This is a genomic window from Candidatus Contendobacter odensis Run_B_J11 (genome assembly GCF_000531125.1).
Taxonomy (GTDB): domain Bacteria; phylum Pseudomonadota; class Gammaproteobacteria; order Competibacterales; family Competibacteraceae; genus Contendibacter; species Contendibacter odensensis.
Genome location: NZ_CBTK010000190.1, coordinates 1 through 23865, shown reverse-complemented (window position 1 = coordinate 23865; position 23865 = coordinate 1). Strand labels below are relative to the sequence as shown.

The window sequence follows — 23865 nt, the reverse complement described above, 5'->3', positions numbered from 1 at the left end:
ATCCGCTTGTTAGAGGATGTAGTCCACCACCGCATCCAGATCATCGAATACCCGGCCACCGTGCGATTCGACTTTGGCCTCATCGCCAGGGCGGTATTTACCAGTGCGCACCAAAATACCGCGCAATCCTGCCGCCAGTGCGCCATGCACGTCCATTTCAGCGTCATCCCCGACCATCACCACATCCTGTGCCGGCAGATCGAGGTTGTTGAGCGCCGCGTGAAAAAATGTGGCAGAGGGTTTACCCAGCACCACCGCTTCCATCTCGGCGGCGTATTGCAGCGCCGCCATAAATGGCCCAATGTCCAGGCTCAAAGCATTGCCGTCGCGAAAATAGCGATTGGAACCCATCGCCAGTAGCGGCAACCCGTCCAGCAGCAGTCGAAAACACCGGTTGAGGGTCTCGTAGCTGAATGCCAGACCAGCATCGCCGAGCAGTACCGCACCGGGGGACGGGCCGATCAAGTCGGCAAATTCACCGACAATATCGGGATGGACCAACAGATGCGGGGTCAACTGGCGGTCGATCAGGTATTGGCGAGCTACCACTACCGGTGTAAGCAGATGGTGGGCGGACACGTCCAAACCCATGAGCTCCAGCCGGTTGACGATAGCGGCGCGGGTCAGCCGGGTGGTGTTGGTCACAAACCGCATCGGAATACCCGCCGCACGCAGACTAAGCAACGCCTCACGGGCGCCGGGCAAGGGATAACCGCCGACGTACAACACCCCTTCCAGATCGATTAAAACACCGTTGATCATGCGCTTCCCATTGAATCGGATTCAGTGCCGCATTGCTGCGGGGCCGCTCACGCCGCCTGCTGCAAGCCGGCAACCATCGTTTCAATGAGTATAGAAGCTGCTTTGCAATGAACCTGAAATTGTCCCGTCGCTGGACTTCAAACTGTTGCACCCAGCACCCGTGCCCGATGGCAGCGGGCAGTGCGTTCGGCGGCAACGGCATCGGCAGCGTAATCTGCGCTGAATTCCGGCCAGCCCGCAGCGTGGCGACTGATCAACCCGGACAGCATCTCAATATGGAGGGGCGCATCGTTCAGGGCCGGGAGGTAGCAGTATTGTTCACCGCCGGCGTCCAAAAACACCTGCCGGTTTTCAACAGCGATTTCCTCCAGCGTTTCCAGGCAATCAGCGGCAAAGCCGGGGCAAACGACCGCCACGCTTTTAACCCCTGCTTTGGCCCAATCAGCCAGCAATGCGCTGGTGTACGGTTGTAGCCATCGAGCGCGGCCAAACCGGGATTGAAACGCCACCGCCCATTGCTCCGGCGATAATTCCAGCCGCTCCGCGACCAGGCGGGCGGTTTTATGGCACTGGCAATGGTAAGGATCGCCGGCGAATAAATTGCGCTGCGGCAGGCCGTGAAAGGAGAACAGCAACCGTTCACCGGCGTGTCCGATGTCAGCGGCGCGGATGCTGTCGGCCAGTGCGTCCAGATAGCCCGGATCGTCGTGGTAATGGGTGATCAGCCGCAATTCCGGCAGCCAGCGCCAAGTGCGCAACTCGGCAGCGACTGCATCAAAAGTCGAAGCGACCGTAGCCGCCGAATATTGCGGATACAGCGGCAGCACCAGTAACCGGCGAGCGCCAGCAGCTCGCAATTCGGCCAGCGCGGAGGCGATGGAGGGATTGCCATAGCGCATCCCCAGCGCCACCCGCACCGGACCGGGACAGCGTTCCGCCAATTGGGTCGCAATGGCCGCCGACTGGCGGCGGCTGATCGCCAGCAACGGCGATCCGTCTGGAGTCCAGATGAGTTGATATTTACGCGCCGATTGCGCGGGCCGAACTCGTAAAATGACGCCGTGCAGGATCAACCACCACAGCAGTCGGGGAATTTCCACCACCCGCGAATCCCACAGAAATTCGGCCAGATAGCGCCGCACCGCAGCAGGCGTAGGCGCGTCGGGTGTACCCAGATTGGCGAGTAGAATCCCGGTGCAGTCGGGCTGATCGTGGGTGAAGGCGGCTGAGGCAGTCGGTTTCATTGAGTAATCCTGAACCGGTGGTGGAGGTCGCACGGGCCTCTGGCCCGTGATGCGCTGCCGGGCTGGAAGCTCGTGCTACGACGAATTCCACCACTCACTGAGGAGCGCCATAGCTGAGTCGGTTCGGTGACGGATGGGCGCGGTCATTCGCTCAGGTGCGAAATCTGCAATTCCTGCTGCAACCGCTGTAATTGCGCGATCAGCTCATCGCGGGCGGCGTGGAGTTCCGGCAGGCGCGCCAGCGCGACAGCAGAGTTGGCGCGATGCAAATCCAGTAGTTCCTGGGCGAGAACGTGGGTCTGATGATGCAATCGTTCGACCGCCTGGAACACCGCCAGGTTGCCATAACGCCGCTGCCCTGCTCCACTGCACCAGTGGTCGAAGTGACAACGGTGATGATTGGGCGTCGGCAAGGTCGGACACCGTTCACCACGCAACTGTGCAGCAATTTGCTCGCACCAGTTTTGGTGGTCGGATATTACGGTGAGCAGCGGCAAATCTTCCCGCAGCCAGGGTAAGGATTGACTGAGCGCCTGGAACGGATGAGGATCAAAGTTCTGAACCCAATCTGGCAACGCATCCGGCGGCATGGGCCGCGCAATCCCGTAACCTTGTACGCACGCACAGCCCATTTTCAGCAACACCGCGCCGTGCAGCACGGTTTCCACGCCCTCGGCGACCACTTCGCGTTGAAACGCCTGCGCCAGACTGATCACCCCCTCCACAATCGCCATGTCTTCAGCATCGGTCAGCATGTCGCGCACGAAAGATTGATCGATCTTGACGGTGCGCACCGGCAGGCGACGGAGATAAGCCAGCGACGAGTAACCGGTGCCGAAATCATCGAGAGCAAAGCTCACTCCAAGCCGCGCACACTGTTCGAGTACCTGGGCAGTGTGATTGAGATCATTGAGCGCGGCCGTTTCGAGAACTTCCAGTTCGAGCTGCGCCGGTGCTATCTGAGGGTGCACCGCCAGTCGCACCGCTAACCGGTCGGGAAAATCCGGCTGTTGCAGGGTCGTGGCCGAGATATTGACACTGAGGGTAAGCGGTAGCCCCTCCTGCGTCTGCCAGCGATCCATCTGGTTCAGGGCCTCAGCGAGTACCCAGCAATCGAGTTTCGCCAGCAGTGGGTGACCTTCAATAGCCGGCAGGAACTGGCTGGGCGGCAACAACCCGCGTTCGGGGTGTTGCCAGCGCACCAGCGCCTCAGCGCCGATCACCCGCCCCTCACGCAGGTCAACCTTGGGCTGATAGTAGAGACGAAATTCACCGGTGGTGAGCGCCGTATCAATTCGGGATAACTGGGCGCGGTGAACGTGGGCGCGCCGGTCATGCTCGGCATCGAACATCAGGTAGCGATTACCCCCGGCCTGCTTGGCCAGGTACATCGCCTGGTCGGCATGGCGCAGCAGGGCGTCAGTGTCACCGCCATCGTTGGGGTAAAGGGTAACGCCAATACTGGCGGTGATCTCAAACGAGCGGTCACCAAAGACGTGAAGCCGGCTCAGCGAACGCAACAGGCGGGTCAAGGCATTCTCGCACTCCTCAACGCTGCTCAGTCCTCCCAACAGCACTGCGAATTCGTCGCCGCCCATCCGCGCCACCGTATCGTCGCCGCGCACCCCACGGTTCAGGCGCTCGGCTACGGCAATCAGCAGCTTATCGCCGGCAGCGTGACTCAGCGTGTCGTTGACCGGCTTGAACCCGTCGAGGTCCAGGTAACAGACCGCCAGCAGGGTGTTCTGGCGGTCGGCCTGAGCCAAAGCCTGATACATGCGATCTGTGAACAGGTTGCGGTTGGGCAATCGGGTCAGGGGGTCATAATAGGCTATGTGTTCCAGCCGTTGCTCACTTTGCCGCAAGGCGGTCAAGTCGGACAGCACCCCGACGTAATGGGTGACCATGCCATCGTTGGCTTTCACTGCCGAAATGTTCAGCAGCACGATGATGGCCTGACCGTCCTTTCGGCGATTCCACACTTCACCGCGCCAACCACCGGTGTCGAGCAGTGTTTGCCACATCGCCACGTAAAACTCCGGCGGCTGGCGACCAGAGCGGAGGAAACGCGGATTGCGACCCAGAATTTCCTCCCGCGAGTAACCGGTCATCATGCTAAAACCGGCGTTGACATCCACGACATTCGCATCAATGTCAGTAATGAGGATGCCTTCATGGGCTTCGGCGAAGACGCTGGCGGCCAGGCGCAAACGGGCTTCAGTCTCCTTGCGTCCGGTAATATCCCACCACACCCCCATCAACAGGGAAATAGCACCTTTTGCATCGTATTGGGCGACCAAACGGTCGTTAACCCAGAGGTAATGGCCGTCGTGATGGCAAAACCGGTATTCGTGTTCGATCTGGCCTTGGTGCTGTAGCCGGTACTGGTTTGCCAGCGCCACCGGGCGATCTTCCGGGTGAACGTGCGCGGCCCAGAAGCCGGGTTGCCGCCAGTCTGCCGCGGTATAGCCGGTCATGTGCTCGAATTGCGGATTGAGATACAGCGGTTGAAAAGCATGGTCAGTGCTACCGGGAATGGCCTGGAGGATAAAGGTTGCTGCCGGATTGAGGTCGAGAATCTGCGTCAGCGTCGGAAGCACATTTTCCAATGCAATGTCTGCCTGAGCCTGGCCCTCGCTGGGCGGGTGGTCTGGAGTAGCGGCGGAGTCAAGTTGGAATTTCAGGTCAGGGAGCATGAGAGCGGCCATGGTAGCGACACCTTCTGAACAGGGTTTTCTACTTCAGGACTTTCGCTTTCCGTCATTCCCGCGTAGGCGGGAATCCAGTAAGCCGCTGAAAAGCCTGGATACCCGCTTTTGCGGGTATGACGAATTTACCGGTTTAGCGAAAGTTCTGTATTTAATAAAGCACACCCCAAGAAAACCGGAGGCTACGGTAGATGTGGTCGTTCCAGGTAGTCGTGCGACTGCATTTCCTGTAAGCGGCTGATAGTGCGCTGGAACTCAAATTTCAGCTTTTCGCCCCGGTACAGGTCAAACGGCGACGCGGCAGCAGACACGATCAATTTGACCCCGCGATCATAGAATTCATCCACCAGATTGACAAAACGCCGCGCCTGATTTTCCATTTGCCAGTCCATGATCGGCAGGTTGGAAATCAGCACCGTATGGTAACAGCGAGCGAGTTCGATGTAATCAGAAGTGCCGCGTGGCCCATCACAGATCGCCCGGAAATTAAACCAGACGATGCCATCCGCCTCACGCAGGGTCGGAATAAACCGCCCCTCGATTTCTACATTGCCACCACGATGGCCCGGTTCCGGCGCAATATGATTAAACACATCATTCAGAACACGCTCGGCATTGTCATCCAGCGGGGAGTGATAAATCTCCGCTTTCTCCAGATAACGCAACCGGTAATCCACCCCGCCGTCTACATTCAATACGTCAACATGCTGCTTGAGCAATTCAATCGCCGGTAAAAAACGGGCGCGCTGCAAGCCATCCTTATAGAGACCGTCCGGCTCGATATTAGAGGTCGTGATCAGGGTCACACCGCAGGTGAACAACTCCTTCAGCAATCCATATAAAAGCATGGCATCGGTGATGTCGGACACGAAAAACTCGTCCAGACAGATTACTCGCGCTTTCTCGGCGAAGCGCCGGGCTACAATTCGGAGCGGTTCCTGCTGACTTTGCAGCTCTTTCAATTCAGCGTGAACCGCCCGCATGAAGCTATGAAAATGAATGCGCTGTTTTCGCTCCAACGGCAGGGCGTCGAAAAAGGTGTCCACCAGATAGGTCTTGCCGCGCCCCACCCCACCCCAAAAATACAGTCCGCGAACCGGCGGCGCAGGGGCGGACGGTTTGTCGCGGCCCGCCAGCCGCGCCAACAGCCCCGGTTTTTTGCTGGCAGCCGGTTCCGGTTGGGCCAGGAGTTGGTCGTAAACCCGTTGCAAATGCAAAACGGCGCGTTCCTGGGCCGGATCATGTTGAAACCCTTCCTGTTGCAAATCACGGCGATAGCGTTCGTAGGGCATGGCAGGACTCGAAATCGGGTAACGGGCTAATGGCTATTGTGTCGGGCTAATAGCTGCTAAGGGAAAGCGGTCGCCCGCGCGGATAGTGCTGCTGCAAGTACCGCGACCAGTCGTGGGTCACATCGCCGAAGGCGAAAAAATCCGGGTTGATCAGGACGGGACGGGCGTTGTAGCGCAGTGGTCGGAACTGGGTGTCGGTCAAATAACCGCCGGCTTCCTCCAGAATTATCTGGGCGGCAGCGGTATCCCATTCGCCGGTAGGGCCAAAGCGAGGGTAAAGATCAGCCTCGCCCTCGGCGACCAGGCAGGATTTCAGGGCGCCGCCCAGGCAAAAATGTCGGTGCGGGCCGAGCAGGCTCAGATAATCCTGCAAGCGGCGAGTACTGTAAGAGCCTTGGCTGCTCACCACCCGCACCGGATAATGGCAAACCCGTGCCGCCTGAATCCGTCGGGCACGCGCTCCGACCAATTGCTTATAAGCACCGCCGCCCCGGTAGGCGTGATAGCAGATGCCGACCACCGGCAGCAGAATCAGCCCGAACACCACTTCATGACGGTGGATCAGGGCGATGTTGACCGAGAACTGATCGCTGCGCTTGATAAACTCGCGGGTGCCGTCGAGCGGATCCACCAGCCATAGCCATTCCCAGCGGCTGCGTTCAGCAAAGCTGACATCGGGCGCTTCCTCGGACAGGATCGGAATATCGGGGGTCAGTTCCGCCAGCCCGCACAGAATGGAGCCATGGGCGGCGAGGTCGGCTTCAGTGACGGGGCTTTGGTCGGCTTTTTCGGTGACGCTGAAGCCACCGGCGTAGACTTCCAGAATATGACGCCCCGCTTCCCTGGCAACGGCCTGAACCGGATCCACCAGGGCGGCTAAATCAATGTGGGGGGCGTCGAGCATGACGCAGGGAACCTCATAAAGCGGGGGTGCGCGGAATGCGACACGATCTATCTTCAATTCTACACAATTTGCAGTCTGAACCGCTTGCCGGTGGAGTTCCAACCCTTGACCACGCGCTTGCCCTGGCCGTTGATTCGCACCGTCCTGCTCGATATGGACGGCACCCTGCTGGATTTATGTTTCGACAATCACTTCTGGCGGGAACTGGTTCCGGCGCGCTACGCCGAACGGCATGGCCTGCGACTCGATCAGGCCCGCGCTGAGGTGGCGACCCGTACCCAGGCCATCGAAGGGACGCTGGATTGGTATTGCCTGGATTACTGGACCCGGGAACTGGCGCTGGACATCGTAGCCCTCAAGCGCGAGATCGAGCATCTGATCGCGGTGCATCCCCATGTGCTGGACTTTCTGGATGCCTTGCGCGCCGCCCGCCGCCGAGTGGTGCTGGTGACCAATGCTCATCCACAAAGTTTGGCGCTGAAGATGGAGAAAACCCGGTTGGCCGGCCATTTTGACGCTATCGTTTGCGCTCACCACTTGGGTTTGGTCAAGGAACAGCCGGAATTCTGGCCGTGCTTGCGGGAGCGGGAGCCGTTTGACCCGGCGACAACTCTGCTGGTGGACGATAATTTTTCGATTTTACGAACGGCGCGAAGCTACGGGATCGCCCATCTGGTTTCAGTACTGCGGTCGGATTCCACCCAGCCACCCCAATCGCCGGGTGAGTTTTCGGCGATTCACGATTTTTCTGAATTGTTGCCGGTCGATTGATCGAAATCTGTTGAAACGGTCTGGCATCCAGGTAAAAACACTGGACTGTCGAATCTTTGCCCGGTTGCGGCTATGATTCGCGCCGTTGGCGGGTGCGGTCACACCACAAGGCGTGACGCCGGCCAAGCAGGAACTTGCAAATACCGGCCACTTCCACGCCGGATATTTATTTTGGCCTCCTCTTCTCACGTTTTACCAAGGAAAATGAAGCATGAATAACCGTATCGTGACCGCGCTGGGTGTGTTAGGTCTGCTGCTGACTACCGGTTGCGCCACTACCGATAAGGCGCCAGAAGCGACTCAAAAGCCGATGGCAGCGCAGCCGGCGGCGCCAGAAGCGCAGGTGGGTGAAGTCCTGACCGCCACTTTTACCGTGCGGGCAGTGGACCTCAAACAGCGGCTGGTCACACTCAAAGACAAGCAAGGCAAATTGACGACTATCCATGTTGGTGAAGAAGCCCGCAACCTGCCGCAAGTGAAGGTGGGCGACTTGGTGACGGTGAAATACTACGAAGCGGTGGCGTTGCGGATCAACAGTGACACCACTGGCGGGATCACCTCGAGAAAAGACACCCTCAGCGGTAGCCGCGCTGAACTGGGGCAAAGACCGGGAGGCAGTGTGCGCAACACCGTCGAGATTCTCGCCAACGTGCTGGCGATTGACCAAAAAACCCGCAAGATCACCTTCCAGGGACCGGAACGCGCCTTGATCGTCAAGGCGCCTGCCGACAAGGATTTGAGCAAGCTTAATGTTGGTGATCAGGTGAAACTCACCTACGTCGAGGAACTGGCCATCACCGTGGAACCGGCGCCGGCCAAGCCGGCCAAGCGCGGGCCGGGCTTTAAGAACAAGGTGAGCAATTAAGACTGCTGCAAGCCGAGTCGTTTGAACCGGTAAAACCCGCCTCTGGCGGGTTTTTTGTGGTCAGCGGCACCCCTTGCACCGGCTGACGCCTTACGCAGCTAAGCTGGGTTATACTTTTCAACCATCCGCTTGCCATTTCGCATCCCCGCACCGTGCCACCCTCTTCATCATCCGACGACCCTCATGGACAAGACTTACGAACCACAGGCCATCGAACCCCGCTGGTATGCCTTCTGGGAAGAGCAAGGCTATTTCGCTCCCAGCGGCCAGGGCGCGCCCTACTGCATCATGATCCCGCCGCCGAACGTCACCGGCACTCTGCATATGGGCCACGCCTTTCAGTACACCCTGATGGACGCGCTGACCCGTTACTACCGGATGAAGGGTTGCAATACACTGTGGCAGCCCGGCACCGATCACGCCGGCATCGCGACGCAAATGGTGGTTGAACGGCAACTGGCCGGCGAAGGCAAGACCCGCCATGATCTGGGCCGCGAGGCGTTTATCGACCGGGTGTGGGCGTGGAAGGCGGAATCCGGCGGCACCATCACCCGTCAGTTGCGGCGGATGGGCGCATCAGTGGACTGGGCGCGGGAGCGCTTTACCATGGACGACGGCTTGTCGGCGGCGGTGCGGGAGGTGTTCGTCCGGCTGTACGACGAAGGACTGATCTATCGAGGCCAGCGGCTGGTGAACTGGGATCCGGTGTTGCATACCGCTGTGTCGGATCTGGAAGTCGCCAGCGCCGAAGAAAACGGCTTTCTCTGGCACATCCGCTATCCGCTGGCCGAAGGCGGCGGCGATCTGGTGGTCGCTACTACTCGCCCGGAAACCATGCTTGGCGATACCGCCGTTGCGGTCCATCCCGACGATACCCGGTACCAGCATCTGATCGGCCTGCATGTGGCTCTGCCATTGACGAACCGTCAAATCCCGATCATCGCCGATGAGTACGTTGATCCGAGCTTCGGCACCGGCTGCGTCAAGATCACCCCGGCGCACGATTTCAACGACTATGCGGTCGGCCAACGCCATCACCTGCCGCTGATCAACATCTTCACCGCTGACGCCAAAATCAACGACAACGGCCCGGAACCGTATCGTGATCTGGATCGCTTTGAGGCGCGCAAGCGCATCGTTGCCGATCTGGAAGAATTGGGACTGATGGAAGAAATCAGGCCGCACAAGCTGATGGTGCCACGTGGCGACCGTAGCCATGCCATCGTCGAACCGTTTCTAACCGATCAGTGGTATGTCAAAACCGCGCCGCTGGCCGGCCCCGCAATTGCGGCGGTCAAGACCGGGCGGATCAAATTCATCCCGGAAAATTGGGAAAAAACCTATTTTGACTGGATGAACCGGATTGAAGACTGGTGCATCAGCCGGCAAATCTGGTGGGGCCACCGCATTCCGGCCTGGTATGACGAGCAGGGCGCGGTCTACGTCGGTCGCAATGAGGCAGAAGTTCGGGAGAAGCACCGGATTGGCCCGAAGGTGAGCCTCACTCAAGACTCCGACGTGCTGGACACCTGGTTCTCTTCGGCGCTGTGGCCTTTTTCGACCCTCGGCTGGCCGGACAATACTGAGGCGCTCAAGACCTTCTATCCTACCAGTGTGCTGGTTACCGGCTTTGACATCATTTTCTTCTGGGTGGCGCGGATGATCATGATGGGTCTGAAGTTTATGGACGATGTGCCGTTCCGGGAGATTTATATCCACGGCCTGGTGCGGGATCAGGACGGCCAGAAGATGTCGAAATCCAAGGGCAACGTACTCGACCCGCTCGACATTATCGACGGGGTAAGCCTGGAGGAACTGGTCGCCAAGCGCATCACCGGCCTGATGCAGCCGCAAATGGCTCCCCGCATTGAAAAAGCCACCCGTAAGCAATTTTCAGCCGGCATTCACGCCCACGGTACCGACGCGCTGCGCTTCACCTTTGCATCACTGGCGACCACCGGCCGCGACATCGTGTTCGATATGGGCCGGGTGGAAGGCTACCGTAATTTTTGCAACAAGCTGTGGAACGCCGCCCGCTATGTGCTGATGAACACCGAAGGCAAGGATACCGGTCTGAACGGTGGCTCGATTGAGCGGAGTGCGGCGGATCGCTGGATTCTATCTCGGTTGCAACAGACAATTGCTGAAGCCAACGCGGCGGTGCAAGGCTATCGCCTTGATCAACTGGCGCAGGCGATCTACGAGTTCACCTGGAACGAGTACTGCGACTGGTATCTGGAGCTGGCCAAGCCGGTGCTGACCGATCCGGCCAGTGCCGAGGCGGCGCAGCGCGGCACCCGGCAAACCCTGGTGCAAGTGCTGGAAACCCTGTTGCGGCTGCTGCATCCGCTGATGCCGTTCATTACTGAGGAAATCTGGCAGCGGGTCGCGCCGCTGGCCGGGAAAATCCCCCCTAACCCCCCTTTGCCAAAGGGGGGTGCCGAAGGCGAGGGGATTTCCATCATGCTCCAGCCCTACCCGGAGGCCAACCACGCCCAAGTGGATGCAGCAGCGGAGGCCGATATTGAATGGCTGCAACAATTTCTGCTGGGGGTGCGTCGCATCCGCGCCGAAATGAACATTGCTCCCGGCAAGTTGCTACCGGTATTACTGCAACACGGTACCGATGCCGATCGGGAGCGGTTGGAACGGCATCAGCGCGCCTTGCTGACGCTGGGGCGACTGCAATCCATCGTCTGGCTGAGCGAAGACAAAGCCGCGCCGGATGCTGCCATCGCGCTGGTTGGCGGAATGAAGATTCTGATTCCAATGGCTGGCCTGATTGACAAGACGGCGGAAAGCGCCCGTCTGGATAAAGAAATCGCCAAACTGCGCCAAGAGCGCGAACGCGGCCTCGCCAAACTGGGCAACGCCGATTTCATCGCTCGCGCTCCGGCGGTGGTCGTCGAAAAGGAACGCACCCGGATGATGGAACTCCAAATGGCCGTAGCCAAGCTGGAAGAGCAATTAGCGCACATCCGGCTGTTGTGAGCAGTGAGCTGAATTCACTCCTATACCGAAAATAAGGAACCCTCTGATGGAATCTCAACAATCTGGAACCGCGAAAAGACCGAATCTGGGCAAAACCGTGACTCAGGTCGCTACGCTTTATAATCCGCGTACTTGGAAAGAGAAAGGGTTGTGGTGGACCGCTGGCCTGTTTCTAGTCACTTACGTCATCGTAGTAGTGGTGCTCGGCTTTATCTGGTCGCGCTCGCCCGGCGAATTCGATGTCTGTGAGAACGCGCTCGCCCTGGATAAAAACAACGGGAAGAAGTTTGAGGCATGCGGCACTAATCTGCCCGACGACAAGAAAAACCAGAAAAAGCCGGTAGCAGGTTATGTCACCACCGCCACCGCGATCCGCATTGCCGAGACTCTGCTGGACAAACCCGGTGGCTACCTCAGCAATGACCTCACCCCACCGGGGGTTTATCTGGATAACATCCCGAACTGGGAATTCGGCGCGCTGACCGAATTGCGCGATCTAACCCGCTCGCTGCGCAATGATTTCAGCCGTTCGCAAACCCAATCGGTCGAGGACAAGGATTTACAGATAGCTGAGCCTAAGCTCAATTACGACTCGGATTCCTGGATCCTGCCGTCCACCGAATCGGAATACCGCGCAGGAACCGAGGCGCTCTACCATTACCTGAACCGGTTGGCCGACGACAAAGCCTTCGACGGCCAGTTCTTCACCCGTGCCGACAATCTCAGCTCCTACCTGCAAGTGGTCGAGAAGCGACTGGGAAGTCTGGCGCAGCGGTTGGCGGCGGGCGCCGGCCAGACCCGCTTTAATGTCGATCTAGCTGGCGATCCCAATGCCCGTCAGTCCACCCCGACCCCGGCTGAGTCTCAAATCAAAACGCCGTGGCTAAAAATTGATGACGTGTTTTTCGAGGCGCGTGGCTACTCTTGGGCGCTGCTACACACCCTGAAGGCGCTGGAAGTGGATTTTGGCGACGTACTCCACGATAAGAACGCGCTGGTCTCGGTCAAGCAAATCGTCCGCGAACTGGAGAATACCCAAGCCTTCATCTGGAGTCCGATGATCCTCAACGGTACCGGCTTCGGACCCATAGCCAATCACTCATTGATTTTGGCCTCGTACATCTCCCGCGCCAATGCCGCAATCATCGACCTGCGTAATTTGCTCTTGCAGGGTTGAGATGGCAGATTTCAATACCCACCTGATGGGAGCTGCGGCGGTCAGCGGGCTGGTCGCCACGGTGCTGGTGATGACCGGCATGGCGCCCCATCAGGCGGTTATCGGCTACTTCGTGCTGGGGGTGATCGGCGGGGTATTGCCGGACATTGATTCGCCGACTTCCATTCCAATTCGCATTACCTTCAATGTGCTGGCAGTGGTAGCGGGCTTTCTGCTGGTGTTTACCTTTGGCGCCCGCTATTCATTGCTGGAACTGATCATCTTGTGGCTGGGTTGTTACTTTGGTATCCGTTACGGCCTGCGCAAGTTGTTTATCCGCTATACCACCCATCGCGGGTTGATTCATTCCGTCCCGGCGGGCGTCGGCTTCGGCCTGGCAACCGTCGCCTTGGCCTATCACGGTTTCAACGCAGCAGTGGCTCATGCTTGGATCTGTGGCATCTTCGTTACAGTGGGGTTTCTGGTTCACCTGCTGCTGGATGAGTTTTACAGCGTCAACCTGTACGGGAAAAAGCTGCTGAAGCGATCCTTTGGCACTGCATTCTGTCTGGGCAGTTTCAATCAGCCGGTGGGCACCGTGGCGCTGTATGGCGTGATCATCGGCTTGTTTCTGCTCTGCCCCTCGCCCCGACCCTTCGCCGCTCTGGTTCTGGATCGCGCCCATGCGGGCAACATGACTCAGCGCTTGTGGCCCGGCGAGACCTGGTTTCCGGGGTTGTTGCGCCGGGTAATACCAACTCCCGATAAATTGAACGATGTAGCACGGGCTTCCAGCCCGTGAACGGAACACGGGCTGGAAGCCCGTGCTACGCCCTTTGAGCGGCCTCCATCCACGCCCGGAACCGGGTCAGCAGCCACAGGCCCGGAACCGTCGCCACCATGCAGAATAAAAAGAAGCCTTCCCAACCCAGCCACCCGGCCAGATAACCGGTTGGAGTGTTGACGATCACCCGTGGAATCCCCATCAGGCTGCTCAACAGGGCGTACTGGGTAGCGGTAAATTTCTTGTTGGTCAGCGTCGCCATGAAGGCGACATAAGCGGTGGTCGCCATGCCGCTGAACAGATTCTCGCTGCTAATCGCCAGCGCCAAGCCCGGCAGACTGTGACCGAGCCGCGCCAGAATGACGAAGCCGCTCAGCCCAATGGCCTGCAATACCCCGAACAGCCACAGCGCCCGGTACATCCCCAGCCGCAGAATCAGCACCCCGCCGATCAGCCCGCCGATCACCGTCGCCCAAAATCCGAACAGCTTGACCACGGTGCCAATCTCGGTCTTGCTGAAACCGAGATCCAGATAAAACGGCGTGGTCATCTGGCTGGCCATCATCTCGCCAACCTTGTACAGCAGCACAAATAGCAGGATCAGCACCGCGTCCTGTCGGGAGAAATACTCCACGAACGGTTGCACTACGGCATCGCGCAGAGTGCGGGGCGTACCGGACGCCACCGGCGGTTCGACGCAAAACACAGTTGTAATCAAGCCGGGCAGCATCGCCGCTGCCATCACCCAGTACACCGCCTGAAACGGGATGAAATCAGCCAGGATCAATCCGCCACCGGACGCCAGCAACAGACCGACCCGATAGCCGTTGACGTAGAACGAAGCGCCCAAGCCCTGCTCATCGTCGGCCAGCGATTCGCGCCGATAAGCGTCAATCACGATATCCTGCGAGGCGGAGCAGAACGCCACCAGAAACGCCGCCAGCGTCACCAGCGGTAGACTTTGCGCCGGATCGGTGAACCCCAGCCCCACGATAGCGACGATCAACATCAACTGGATCAGCAACAGCCAGCCACGCCGCCGACCCATGCCGGCAATCGGGATGAAGCGATCCAGCAGCGGTGCCCACAGGAATTTCAGCGTATACGGCAGACCCACCAGGGCAAACAGACCGATGGTGCCAAGGTTCACGCCGGTTTCCTTCAACCAGGCTTGCAGCACCGAGCCGGTGGCAAGCAACAGCGGTAAACCAGAGGAAAAGCCCATCAGCAGAGCGGTCAACATCCGGCCACTGACGCAAATCCGCAGAATGTCCCGACCAGAGCGCCGGGAGCCGTCAGAGGGCATAGTCGTAGTCCAGAGTCAGGGGCGCGTGATCGGAAAAACGCTGATCGCGATAAATAGCGGCGGCGCGCACCTTCTCCACCAGATGGGGCGTAACCACCTGATAATCAATTCGCCAACCGACGTTGTTGTCCCGCGCCCGGCCCCGGTTCGACCACCAAGTGTATTGCTCAGGATTTGGATTGACCGCCCGGAAGGCGTCCACCCAGCCCAGCGGCCCAAACAGTTCATCCAGCCAGGCTCGCTCCTCGGGCAGAAAGCCGGAATGCTCGCGATTGGCCCGCCAATTCTTCAGATCGATTTCCTTGTGGGCGATATTCCAGTCGCCGCACAAAATGAAATCGCGGCCACTGGCGCGCATCGCCCGCAACGGTTCCGCCAACTGAACCATAAAGTCGAATTTCACCGCCTGCCGCTCCGGGCTGGAAGATCCCGACGGTAGATACAGCGACACTACGCTCAAGTGGCCGAAGCGCGCTTCCAGCCAGCGCCCTTCGGCATCGCATTCCGGCCAGCCCAGACCGGTCAGAATTTCATCCGGTTCGCGGCGGGCATACAAGGCGACTCCGCTATACCCCTTGCGCTCGGCGTCATGGTAATGGCAGCAGTAGCCGGCAGGATGATAGGGTTTGAGCGGAAGCTGATGGGATTGCGCGCGCGTTTCCTGCACACAAACCAGATCGGCGTCCTGTCCAGCCAGCCAGTCGAAAAAGCCTTTGCCGGCGGCGGAACGAATGCCATTGGCGTTGAAGGTGATAACCCGCATGCGGCGGTGATGCTCCGGTGGAAATAGCCCAAAGGGCGCTATGATACCGGCATTCCTCATCATTAAGCCGGAATCCGAACCATGCGGGACTATCAACACGACTTTCTCGACTTCGCCATCGGGTGTGGCGTATTGCGCTTTGGCGAGTTCACTCTCAAATCCGGGCGAATCAGCCCGTATTTCTTCAATGCCGGATTGTTCAACAGCGGCGCGGCGCTGGCCCGATTGGGCCGCTGTTACGCCGCCGCCATTGTCGAGGCCGGACTGGAATTCGATCTCTTGTTCGGGCCAGCCTACAAGGGAATTCCACTGGTGGCGGCGGTCGCCATCGCGCTGGCTGAGCATCACGGTCGCGACGCGCCGTGGTGCTTCAACCGCAAGGAAGCCAAGGATCACGGCGAAGGCGGGATGATCGTCGGTGCCCCGCTCAAGGGTCGGGTGCTGATCGTGGACGATGTGATCACTGCCGGCACCGCGATCCGCGAGACGATGCAGATTCTGCACGTACACGAGGCCATTCCAGCGGGCGTGATCATCGCCCTGGATCGGCAGGAGCGCGGTCAGGGCGAATTATCGGCAGTGCAAGAAGTGGAACACGCCCACGGGATTGCCGTAACTGGCATTGTGACGCTGGCGGATTTGGTAACCTATCTGGCGGAGCGACCGGACTATGCGACTCATTTGAACGCGATGCAGGCATACCGGGTGCGGTATGGAATTGCGGTTTAAGGGCGTCGATATATCCAGGCCTTTCAGCTTGCCGTTATTCTGTTAACATGAATTATCTTTTAATTTTCATTATGTTATAATTATTGACACTTTCATGATGCTATATAACTATTTGGTTCTTCGAGGATTTTTGTGAAAACCAGTGTTTAATGTCACAAAAATGCGTCTAATAGTTGGAGACTCTTAAGCAACCGATTGATTTACAAAGGTGCAGACCGAGCCACTAGCCGTCTTGGCAGGCCCAGACCGGCCTCTCAAGGCCGGCTCCACAAGAACCCTCGAAGAACCCTTTTAATTCAGTGCCGCTGCGGCTCTTGCCCTTTCCCAGCGCTCTGGTCGCCAGCGCCAACGACCCTTACCTCGAACTGGATCGGGCGAAACAATTGGCCCAGCATTGGGGGAGCCGCCTGCTCAACCTCGGGTTGGCCGGACACATCAATGTCGATTCGGGGTTTGGCCCTTGGCCGGAAGGAGAGGCGTTGCTGCGTGAATTGCGTGCGGGCGCTCAGCACCCGCCGGCGGTCTCGTTATCCAACGCCGCATCCGCGGGGCGCGCCGCGCCTGCGAGGCATCGGCGAACCTTGACAACCCTTGTTACTTGAAAATGGGCCTGGAGAGCCAGAAACGGTCAGCAATTCCTTTTCGATACGCTTCGAGCGCCTCGGCGGAAGAATTGACCCGGAGATTGCTGAAGGATTGATCGCCGTTCTGCCAGCGCTCATGCCAGAAGATTGCGGCGCGCAACCTCGGAAATTCCTTGGGCGCCCGCTGAAAAAAGTCGGTGAACCATTGTGCCTTATCGCCCGCTTTTGGAAACTCCCCGACACCCCATTCCCCCAGCATGATGGGCTTGTTCGGATCTACCTGGCTGATTTTTTTATAATAAGCAGTGATTGCGCTCTCCACGCTGATCCAGTTCTCGGTCGGATACTGCGAGCCATAGGCGCTGAGCGCGAGCCAGTCGGCATAGTCCGGGCCGGGGTAATACGAGGCCATGGCATTCCAGGGTTCGTCAGGATTGGAGCTGTTGTTCGGGTGCCAGACCCATAGAATGTTCGCCGCTCCCTTGGCCCGCACCCGATCCACCACATAGCGATAAGCCTTTTTGAACATCTCCGGGCCAGCAAAGCAATTGGCGCAACCTTCCACCGGTTCGCCCTTCCCATAAAAAACCCCGGACCATGGAAACCACTCGCCGTTCATCTCCAGTCCCCAGGAGACGAAAAGCGGCTGGCCATACTCCTTGGCGCGGGTGGCCCACAGGTCAATATAACCATCCCACTGGCCGGCCAGAATCGTCCGCAGATCGAAGCGCCCCCGCTGGCCGGGCGGGAGGTTCTCATGCACTGGCCGATCCCAGGGCGACCAGTAGACCAGCGGTACCGCGCCGTAGTTGGCAATGATCGCAAGCTGCTGGTTGGGAAAGCTTTGGTTACCCCAGTCGCTGGAGAACGCCACGATGGCCTGCTGCTTGCCCACCAGTTGGTCGAAGTGTTCGATCTGTTCCAGGGTCACGGTGTCCTCGCGTTCGCCAAAGTCAATATAGGCTCCGGCGTAAGCCTGCCCGTCTGGAATAACCAGCTTGAGCGGCTCAGCGTGCAACGCGGTTTCTCCTTGCGGTTCCGGCGGGAGCGCATGAGCCGATGGCCCACAGAGGCATGTCGCCAGAATTAGCAACAGGTGGATCATTCTCATCGGTCATGCCGCCTTTTGGGTGGTTTCCTGAGTCGTTTCAACCCGATCCTCCAGTGGGTTTACCGTGCCCTTGCGATCCTGTTTGCCCCAGCCATACCACGCGCCACGCAACGCCCGGATAATGGAGGCCCATACGGCATAGCACAGCAGTGGTCGGTAGACGATTCGCATTGGAAAGATCCGCAGCGAGGTCCGCAGAGGTTCTCCTTCCAGATGACAACCGAGCAGCGCCATCGCCCACTCCAGCGCAAAGAAGAACACCGCATAGCCCGCCAATGCCCCGCCCGCTCCCCAAATCAGCGACAGAATCAGCATGACATCAACTACCGGCACCAGCGCGACCAGCAACATCTGACAGAACCACACGCTCGGCAAACTAAACCAACCCAGTCCCGGATGCTTGAAGCTGCCCACCAGATCGCGATGCTTCCACAGGCATTGCAAAGTCCCAAACGCCCAGCGCACCCGCTGCCGAACCAATATCCGTATCGTGTCCGGGGCCTCGGTATAGGCCACCGCCTGGGGCATATAGCGAATCTGGTAGCCTGCCCGATGCAGGTGAAAGGTGAGATCGGTGTCCTCAGCCAAGGTATCGGCGACGATGCCACCGGCTTTGGCGATGGCTGACTTTTTGAAGGCGCTGGTTGCGCCCGGCACGACCGTAATCGCATTCCAGTAGTCATAGGCACGCCGATCCAGGTTGAAGCCGCAAATGTATTCAAGCGACTGAAAGCGAGCGATCCACGAGCTCAGATTGCCGACCCGAATATGCCCGCAGACCGCGCCGACGGCGGGCTGTGCCAGCGGCGCGACCAGGAAGCGAATGGTCTCCCGCTGAAACTGGGTATCGGCGTCCAGCATAACGATCAATTCATGGCGGGCCATCCCCAGCGCCCGCTGCAAGGCATACGCTTTTCCCCGATTGGGTTGGGTGAACGCCCGAACCCGTGGCTCCTGCGCTGCCAGCTCCTGAATAATCGCCAAGGTGTTATCGGTCGAACCGTCATCAATCACGATGATCTCTAACCGGCCAGGGTAGTCACTGGCCAGGATCGACCGCAGGGTGGACGCGATCACTTTGGCCTCGTTGTATGCGGCGATCACCACCGACACTGGCTGCCGAAGGGTTGGGGCGGACGGCTGCCGTTGTTCGATCTGCTGGTGCCGCAGCGCCAGGATTGCCACCAGTACATTGCGCAGGAATAACAGCAGGGTCGCCCCGACGATGAACGTCCAGGCCAGCGCTTCCATCTTTTGCATCAGGTTAAGTCCGGTCTGCGCGACCAACCGGGAATTTGCCGGATCATCGGCGGGGATGGGCGGCATCAGCACCTCACGCGGCAGATTGAGCAACGTCCCAACCGTCACGATCTGGTCGCCCCGGTTGTGCAGATAGCGGATGATGCGCGGCAACGCCTCAACCGTGGCGGAACGGTCGCCGCCGCCATCGTGGAGCAGGATGATATTGCCTTCGGCGCGATGTGCCTTCACCCGCTCAAAAACAGTATCGGGCGTTGGCTCGTTCCAGTCCTCGCTATCAATGCTCTCAGCTACCGTCAGATAGCCCAGTTCCTGCGCTTTCACCAGGGTCATAAATTCAGTGAATGACTCAGGATAGGTGTCAGCGTGATACGGCGGGCGAAACAGCAGGGTTGAAACGCCCGCAATCCCTTCGAGAATCCGCTGATTCGCATTGAGTTCAAACACGGTGCGCTGTTCGGTGGCTTTGGCAAGGTCGGGATGCGAGTAGGAGTGATTACCCAGTTCGTGACCCTCGGCGATGATGCGGCGGATGAGCGCCGGATGTTCAACCGCCTGGCTCCCCACCACGAAAAAGACCGCTTTCACGCCCTCCGCATTGAGGATGTCGAGGATACGCGGGGTCCAAACCGGGTTGGGGCCATCGTCAAAGCTCAGCACCACTTGGTTTGTTGGCCCGCCGCCACGATGATAGATAATTGGATAGCTTGGAAATTTTTCATAACGAGCTTCCCAGGGCGCAGTGGTGGACGCAGTGATTCGGCGATGGCCAGGTTCCCGTTGATTGACAGCGGTGAGTACATCGCCTTTGCCGATGTTGGCTACGGTGTCGGCAGGCGTAAGCGGCTCCAGTACGCTGGAATTCAGGCCAGAATTGGCAATCAATGACCAAACCGCAGGGTCTTCGTGACCCAGACGATACAGCGCCACGCCGCCGACCCCCTTGTTGAGGGCGATGGCGTATTGGTTGCGGAAGGTCACGGCGTCAAGGAACCAGACTGTGTGCAGGACGCCACTCTCTTCATAGGTGAAATGCGGTTGGTAAAGGGGCGGTTCGACGCTGACCGTTTGAGTTCCCGCCAACCGAGTGCGGGCCATGGCGTCCTCAAAGCTCAGGGTTGCTGTCTGACCACCTTCGGGCCAGTCATAGCCGTAGTTGCCGATACCCACGACCCACTGCTTGGGATCACCATGCTCCAGCAACACCTCCAGCCATTCATTCCACCAAGGCAAAGAGGCGGTAGGACCAGCGGAATCATCCTCGCCATTTTCGTCATAGAGCAGCGCAACAAACCGATCCACCACCCCGGCGAGCGCATCGAGGTCGAAAATCGCAATATCATTGCCAACCGGGATACAGAGCCAGAGTTCAAGTTGCTCAGCATGGAGGTAATCCGCCAGGTCGGCCAGGAGTGACGTAAACTCTTTTTGATAAATTGGATCCACCTGCTGCCAGTCGATCAGGACGCCCGCTGCGTCAACGGCCTGTAACTCATCTTTAAGCTTCTCGAAGAAGGACAGCCTTTTCTCTGGATGTCGGGCCAGATCCTCTACGATTTCCGGTTGCCAATTGTTGTTGTTAAGGTTTGACAGCAGCGGCAGCAGCTTCACCCCGGTCGAAGTGCTGAATCTGGCAATCTGCCCATCAGGATCAGCAACGAGAGGCTCCTCGAAACTTTTCATCGAAAACCATTCGGGCGCCAGATGGGTAATATCCCGGTAGTGAGACTTGAGTGATTCGAAGCCTGCCGTCTTCCACGGCGCATAAAATGCCAGGAATACTGGATCCTCAGCGGTAATAGGTGGTCTGGGAATAAGCGATTTAGCGGGACTCCCCGATTTTTGGCGAAGCCGATCCGGTGGAGGCAACGATAACGGGATGGATTCCTGCAATCGCGTCGTAGCGTGAAACCCCGCTTCGGGATGAGGGAGCGCCTCGGTTTTTCCCAACTTCGGGAGAACAAGAACGGCGCGGATGAAGACGATCAGCAGAATCAGGATGAGCGCCGCCCCCAACAGGGTTGCAAGGCGTACTTGATTCCATCGCTTGCCGTTAAAATCAAAAAAAACAAACCGGGTCTGATCCAAGGAGTCTTACCTCTCTCGCAACTGATTTCGAAGCTGTCCGGCAAAAAATTACGGCACAATGCGACTTTCAGTTCCGAACGTGTGCATTTTCGCATGAAAAACGCGATGCAGTGCTAATGTGCGGCGTCGGGGGCGCATAGGGTCGCTATCGCACCTCCCGACTTGGCCGCATGCATCGCTGACGGTTGCCAAGGCGTCATTGGAGAATAATGAGAACAGAGGAAGATGTCGCCCTGCAAACAGTATCCTGACTGGCGAGGCCATGACCCGGCGCATCCTCGATCAGCTTGCCCCGCCGCCACGCCCGACATCGCCCTGAAGAGAACAAATAATGGCTGTTTACGCCATCGGTGATATTCAAGGTTGTTACGACCCGCTGCAACGGTTGCTTGATCTGCTGCGCTTTGATCCTGCCGCCGACCGCTTATGGCTGGTCGGCGATCTGGTGAACCGTGGCCCGCATTCGGTAGAAGTGTTGCGGTTGCTGCATGGGTTGGGCGAGCAGGCGGTGGCAGTGCTGGGCAATCACGATTTGACCCTGCTGGCCGTCGCCGCCGGGCAGGTCAAGCCCAAGCGCAAGGACACCTTCCAGTCGATCCTCGACGCGCCGGATCGGGATAGTTTATTGGGCTGGCTGCGTCATTGCCCGCTGCTGCATCACGATTCGGTACTCGGCTTCACCATGGTTCATGCGGGGTTGCCGCCGCAGTGGGATTTGGCTTTGGCGCAACGCGGTGCAGCGGAGGTGGAAGCTGCCTTGCGCGGGCCGAACTATCAGGATTTTCTGGGGAGGATGTTCGGCAGCGAACCGCGCCGCTGGAAGAGCGATTTGAGCGGCTATGACCGGCTGCGCTTCACCGTCAACGCCCTGACCCGGATGCGGTTTTGCACTGCGGACGGCGCACTGTCCTTGGCCGAGAAGGGACCGCCGGGCAGTCAGGATAAAGGACTGTGGCCGTGGTTCGCCGTGCCGGATCGGCATAACACCCATCTTAATATCGTATTCGGCCACTGGGCATCCTTAGGCTACTATCGGGCACCCGGCATTTACGCACTCGATAGCGGTTGTGTCTGGGGCAACCGGCTGACCGCCATCCGCCTGGATGATCCGCAGGTCCCGGCTTGGAGTGTCCCGGCCCTTAACCTGCCGCCGCTACCGATATGATTCCGTCACTGAGTCTGATTGCCGCATTAGCGCGCAACCGGGTTATCGGTCGCGATAACCGCCTGCCCTGGCATTTGCCGGCGGATTTGCGCTTCTTCAAGCAGACGACACTAGGCAAGCCGCTGCTGATGGGACGGCGCACTTGGGAATCGATCGGTCGTCCTTTGCCCGGTCGTCGCATGATGGTGTTGAGCAGTGATCCGGGCTATCTCGCTCCGGGTTGTTCCGTAGTTCATTCCATGGATGCGGCTTTGAGTGAAGCGGGCACCGGCGCTGAGGTAATGGTGATCGGCGGGGCGTTGTTGTATGGGCAGACCTTGCCGCTGGCCGACCGAATGTATCTGACGCGAGTGGACGCCGGCGTGCCGGGCGATGTCTGGTTTCCGCAATGGGATTCGCTGGACTGGCGGCTGGATTGGGAAGAGCAACATCCGGCGGATGCGGAACACGCTTGGCCGTACTGCTTTCAGCGCTGGCAGCGGATTTAGGGCGTGTTCTGATCGGGTCCAAAACCGTTCGGGCGATGTCGAATGAATGATTAAGCGCCAGTATCTCCACTCCCCCGCACCCGTGAATATGACTCTCCACCCCACACGCCTCGTTCCCGGTAACGCGCAACATCAAGGCGACCGCGAACAGCAGCAGGACAGTTTCGGCTTCTCCGACTTGCGCAATCCCGATGGAGTTCTGGTAGTGGTCGCCGACGGCATAGGCGATCACGCGCTGGGCAAGGAAGCAAGTTGGTTGGCGATCAACACCTTGCTAAGCGGCTGGAATGCAAAATCCCCCGAAGAGCTCGCGCCCGATACCCTGCAACACCTGTTGCGGGCGCACCCCGACGTGCCGGCTTACCAGAGCAGCCTGCGAACAAGGACGTGAAGCTAACCAGCGGTAGGACTTTTGCCGAAGCCCCGTGCTGGTGAACTTTCAGGAATTACGGGCCAAACAGATTGACCATCCCGACATGGCGAAGATCGATGAACGGAAAATCCGAAATCACTGAAACTTAAGCTTTCATGGTTCGACAAGCTCACCACGAACAGCAGTTCCCGGTCTTTTTAACTCAACTACTACCGGCTGGAAGCCGGTAGGTTGAAATCTAGGCTGGAAGCCGCGAAGCACTCTAAAGAGTGTTCCTCACTCCAACGTGATGTTGTTTTCATTATCCGATTTGTGCGCATCGACATGGCCATTGATGTAGTCATTGATCATCTCGTCGGTGACGTTTCCACTCGTCGTACTGAAAAATCCCCTACCCCAAAAATGCCTACCCCAATACCGTCGGCTCATTTCTGGAAACTCCTGCTGAACCTTCCGCGAACTGCGCCCTTTGGCCACTTTCACAAAGTCACTGACCGAGACATGCGGTGGAATCTCAGCGA

The 23865-nt window shown here is 58.7% G+C and carries 20 protein-coding genes; 10 read left to right on the top strand and 10 right to left on the bottom strand.

Annotated elements, in window-relative coordinates; translation table 11 throughout:
- Positions 1-9: 9 nt before the first annotated feature.
- The 5 genes from BN874_RS11790 to cysQ form a co-directional block, all read right to left on the bottom strand.
- Complete coding sequence (locus BN874_RS11790; protein WP_034433519.1) at positions 10-762, bottom strand: TIGR01458 family HAD-type hydrolase; 753 nt, start codon at positions 760-762, stop codon at positions 10-12.
- Between the two features lie 137 nt (positions 763-899).
- Positions 900-2006: a ferrochelatase gene (gene hemH / locus BN874_RS11785; RefSeq protein WP_034433517.1), complete on the bottom strand. Its 1107-nt coding sequence runs from the start codon at positions 2004-2006 to the stop codon at positions 900-902.
- 143 nt (positions 2007-2149) lie between these two features.
- The gene (locus BN874_RS11780; protein WP_051497760.1) at positions 2150-4714 is read right to left on the bottom strand and encodes an EAL domain-containing protein; all 2565 of its coding nucleotides are present in this window, start codon (positions 4712-4714) and stop codon (positions 2150-2152) included.
- Between the two features lie 182 nt (positions 4715-4896).
- Positions 4897-6006 (bottom strand): cell division protein ZapE, encoded by a 1110-nt coding sequence (gene zapE / locus BN874_RS11775; RefSeq protein WP_034433515.1) that lies wholly within the window; start codon positions 6004-6006, stop codon positions 4897-4899.
- A 46-nt stretch (positions 6007-6052) separates the two neighbouring features.
- Positions 6053-6910, bottom strand: coding sequence for a 3'(2'),5'-bisphosphate nucleotidase CysQ (gene cysQ, locus BN874_RS11770; protein WP_051497759.1), 858 nt, complete (start codon positions 6908-6910; stop codon positions 6053-6055).
- A gap of 105 nt (positions 6911-7015) precedes the next feature.
- Between cysQ and yrfG the strand changes: the two genes are divergently transcribed.
- The 5 genes from yrfG to BN874_RS11745 all read left to right on the top strand — a co-directional run bounded on the left by yrfG (position 7016) and on the right by BN874_RS11745 (position 13495).
- Positions 7016-7681, top strand: a complete 666-nt coding sequence (yrfG, locus tag BN874_RS11765; protein ID WP_268258832.1) for a GMP/IMP nucleotidase — start codon at positions 7016-7018, stop codon at positions 7679-7681.
- Between the two features lie 211 nt (positions 7682-7892).
- The gene (locus tag BN874_RS11760) at positions 7893-8546 is read left to right on the top strand and encodes a hypothetical protein (protein ID WP_051497758.1); all 654 of its coding nucleotides are present in this window, start codon (positions 7893-7895) and stop codon (positions 8544-8546) included.
- Between the two features lie 183 nt (positions 8547-8729).
- Positions 8730-11537 (top strand): valine--tRNA ligase, encoded by a 2808-nt coding sequence (locus tag BN874_RS11755; protein WP_034433513.1) that lies wholly within the window; start codon positions 8730-8732, stop codon positions 11535-11537.
- A 46-nt stretch (positions 11538-11583) separates the two neighbouring features.
- The gene (locus BN874_RS11750; RefSeq protein ID WP_034433512.1) at positions 11584-12714 is read left to right on the top strand and encodes a DUF2333 family protein; all 1131 of its coding nucleotides are present in this window, start codon (positions 11584-11586) and stop codon (positions 12712-12714) included.
- A gap of 1 nt (position 12715) precedes the next feature.
- Complete coding sequence (locus tag BN874_RS11745) at positions 12716-13495, top strand: metal-dependent hydrolase (RefSeq protein WP_081756344.1); 780 nt, start codon at positions 12716-12718, stop codon at positions 13493-13495.
- Between the two features lie 25 nt (positions 13496-13520).
- On the opposite strand, the gene BN874_RS11740 is transcribed toward BN874_RS11745, so the two are convergent.
- On the bottom strand, positions 13521-14783 hold the full coding sequence (locus BN874_RS11740; protein ID WP_051497757.1) for an AmpG family muropeptide MFS transporter: 1263 nt from the start codon (positions 14781-14783) through the stop codon (positions 13521-13523).
- Positions 14773-15546 (bottom strand): exodeoxyribonuclease III, encoded by a 774-nt coding sequence (locus BN874_RS11735; protein WP_034433510.1) that lies wholly within the window; start codon positions 15544-15546, stop codon positions 14773-14775. The genes BN874_RS11740 and BN874_RS11735 overlap by 11 nt, the downstream gene beginning before the upstream one ends.
- A gap of 81 nt (positions 15547-15627) precedes the next feature.
- On the opposite strand from BN874_RS11735, the gene pyrE reads away from it, so the two are divergent.
- Together pyrE and BN874_RS22610 are read left to right on the top strand one after the other, a co-directional pair.
- On the top strand, positions 15628-16275 hold the full coding sequence (gene pyrE, locus BN874_RS11730; protein WP_034433508.1) for an orotate phosphoribosyltransferase: 648 nt from the start codon (positions 15628-15630) through the stop codon (positions 16273-16275).
- A gap of 299 nt (positions 16276-16574) precedes the next feature.
- A complete protein-coding gene (locus BN874_RS22610; RefSeq protein ID WP_051497756.1) occupies positions 16575-16877 on the top strand; it encodes an RBBP9/YdeN family alpha/beta hydrolase in 303 nt (100 codons plus the stop codon).
- Here the strand turns inward: BN874_RS22610 and BN874_RS11720 are convergent.
- Together BN874_RS11720 and BN874_RS11715 are read right to left on the bottom strand one after the other, a co-directional pair.
- Positions 16870-17970, bottom strand: a complete 1101-nt coding sequence (locus BN874_RS11720; RefSeq protein WP_081756343.1) for a glycoside hydrolase family 26 protein — start codon at positions 17968-17970, stop codon at positions 16870-16872. The genes BN874_RS22610 and BN874_RS11720 overlap by 8 nt on opposite strands.
- 3 nt (positions 17971-17973) lie before the next feature.
- Positions 17974-21318, bottom strand: coding sequence for a trifunctional glycoside hydrolase family 18/polysaccharide deacetylase/glycosyltransferase family 2 protein (locus tag BN874_RS11715; protein ID WP_034433507.1), 3345 nt, complete (start codon positions 21316-21318; stop codon positions 17974-17976).
- 331 nt (positions 21319-21649) lie between these two features.
- Between BN874_RS11715 and BN874_RS11710 the strand changes: the two genes are divergently transcribed.
- The 3 genes from BN874_RS11710 to BN874_RS11700 all read left to right on the top strand — a co-directional run bounded on the left by BN874_RS11710 (position 21650) and on the right by BN874_RS11700 (position 23362).
- Positions 21650-22483 (top strand): symmetrical bis(5'-nucleosyl)-tetraphosphatase, encoded by an 834-nt coding sequence (locus BN874_RS11710; protein ID WP_034433506.1) that lies wholly within the window; start codon positions 21650-21652, stop codon positions 22481-22483.
- A complete protein-coding gene (folA, locus tag BN874_RS11705) occupies positions 22480-22971 on the top strand; it encodes a type 3 dihydrofolate reductase (RefSeq protein ID WP_034433505.1) in 492 nt (163 codons plus the stop codon). The genes BN874_RS11710 and folA overlap by 4 nt, the downstream gene beginning before the upstream one ends.
- An 88-nt stretch (positions 22972-23059) precedes the next feature.
- A complete protein-coding gene (locus tag BN874_RS11700; RefSeq protein ID WP_195912177.1) occupies positions 23060-23362 on the top strand; it encodes a protein phosphatase 2C domain-containing protein in 303 nt (100 codons plus the stop codon).
- 258 nt (positions 23363-23620) lie between these two features.
- Here BN874_RS11700 and tnpA read toward each other — a convergent pair.
- Positions 23621-23865: IS200/IS605 family transposase (gene tnpA / locus BN874_RS11695; RefSeq protein ID WP_034433503.1), on the bottom strand; the 245-nt coding region annotated here is incomplete at its 5' end.

Excerpts from the sequence above, each read along its gene's own strand:
- BN874_RS11790 (WP_034433519.1), bottom strand. The coding sequence starts at position 762 with ATGATCAACGGTGTTTTAATCGATCTGGAAGGGGTGTTGTACGTCGGC.
- hemH (WP_034433517.1), bottom strand. The coding sequence starts at position 2,006 with ATGAAACCGACTGCCTCAGCCGCCTTCACCCACGATCAGCCCGACTGC.
- BN874_RS11780 (WP_051497760.1), bottom strand. The coding sequence starts at position 4,714 with ATGGCCGCTCTCATGCTCCCTGACCTGAAATTCCAACTTGACTCCGCC.
- zapE (WP_034433515.1), bottom strand. The coding sequence starts at position 6,006 with ATGCCCTACGAACGCTATCGCCGTGATTTGCAACAGGAAGGGTTTCAA.
- cysQ (WP_051497759.1), bottom strand. The coding sequence starts at position 6,910 with ATGCTCGACGCCCCCCACATTGATTTAGCCGCCCTGGTGGATCCGGTT.
- BN874_RS11760 (WP_051497758.1), top strand. The coding sequence starts at position 7,893 with ATGAATAACCGTATCGTGACCGCGCTGGGTGTGTTAGGTCTGCTGCTG.
- BN874_RS11755 (WP_034433513.1), top strand. The coding sequence starts at position 8,730 with ATGGACAAGACTTACGAACCACAGGCCATCGAACCCCGCTGGTATGCC.
- BN874_RS11750 (WP_034433512.1), top strand. The coding sequence starts at position 11,584 with ATGGAATCTCAACAATCTGGAACCGCGAAAAGACCGAATCTGGGCAAA.
- BN874_RS11745 (WP_081756344.1), top strand. The coding sequence starts at position 12,716 with ATGGCAGATTTCAATACCCACCTGATGGGAGCTGCGGCGGTCAGCGGG.
- BN874_RS11740 (WP_051497757.1), bottom strand. The coding sequence starts at position 14,783 with ATGCCCTCTGACGGCTCCCGGCGCTCTGGTCGGGACATTCTGCGGATT.
- BN874_RS11735 (WP_034433510.1), bottom strand. The coding sequence starts at position 15,546 with ATGCGGGTTATCACCTTCAACGCCAATGGCATTCGTTCCGCCGCCGGC.
- pyrE (WP_034433508.1), top strand. The coding sequence starts at position 15,628 with ATGCGGGACTATCAACACGACTTTCTCGACTTCGCCATCGGGTGTGGC.
- BN874_RS11720 (WP_081756343.1), bottom strand. The coding sequence starts at position 17,970 with ATGAGAATGATCCACCTGTTGCTAATTCTGGCGACATGCCTCTGTGGG.
- BN874_RS11710 (WP_034433506.1), top strand. The coding sequence starts at position 21,650 with ATGGCTGTTTACGCCATCGGTGATATTCAAGGTTGTTACGACCCGCTG.
- folA (WP_034433505.1), top strand. The coding sequence starts at position 22,480 with ATGATTCCGTCACTGAGTCTGATTGCCGCATTAGCGCGCAACCGGGTT.
- BN874_RS11700 (WP_195912177.1), top strand. The coding sequence starts at position 23,060 with ATGACTCTCCACCCCACACGCCTCGTTCCCGGTAACGCGCAACATCAA.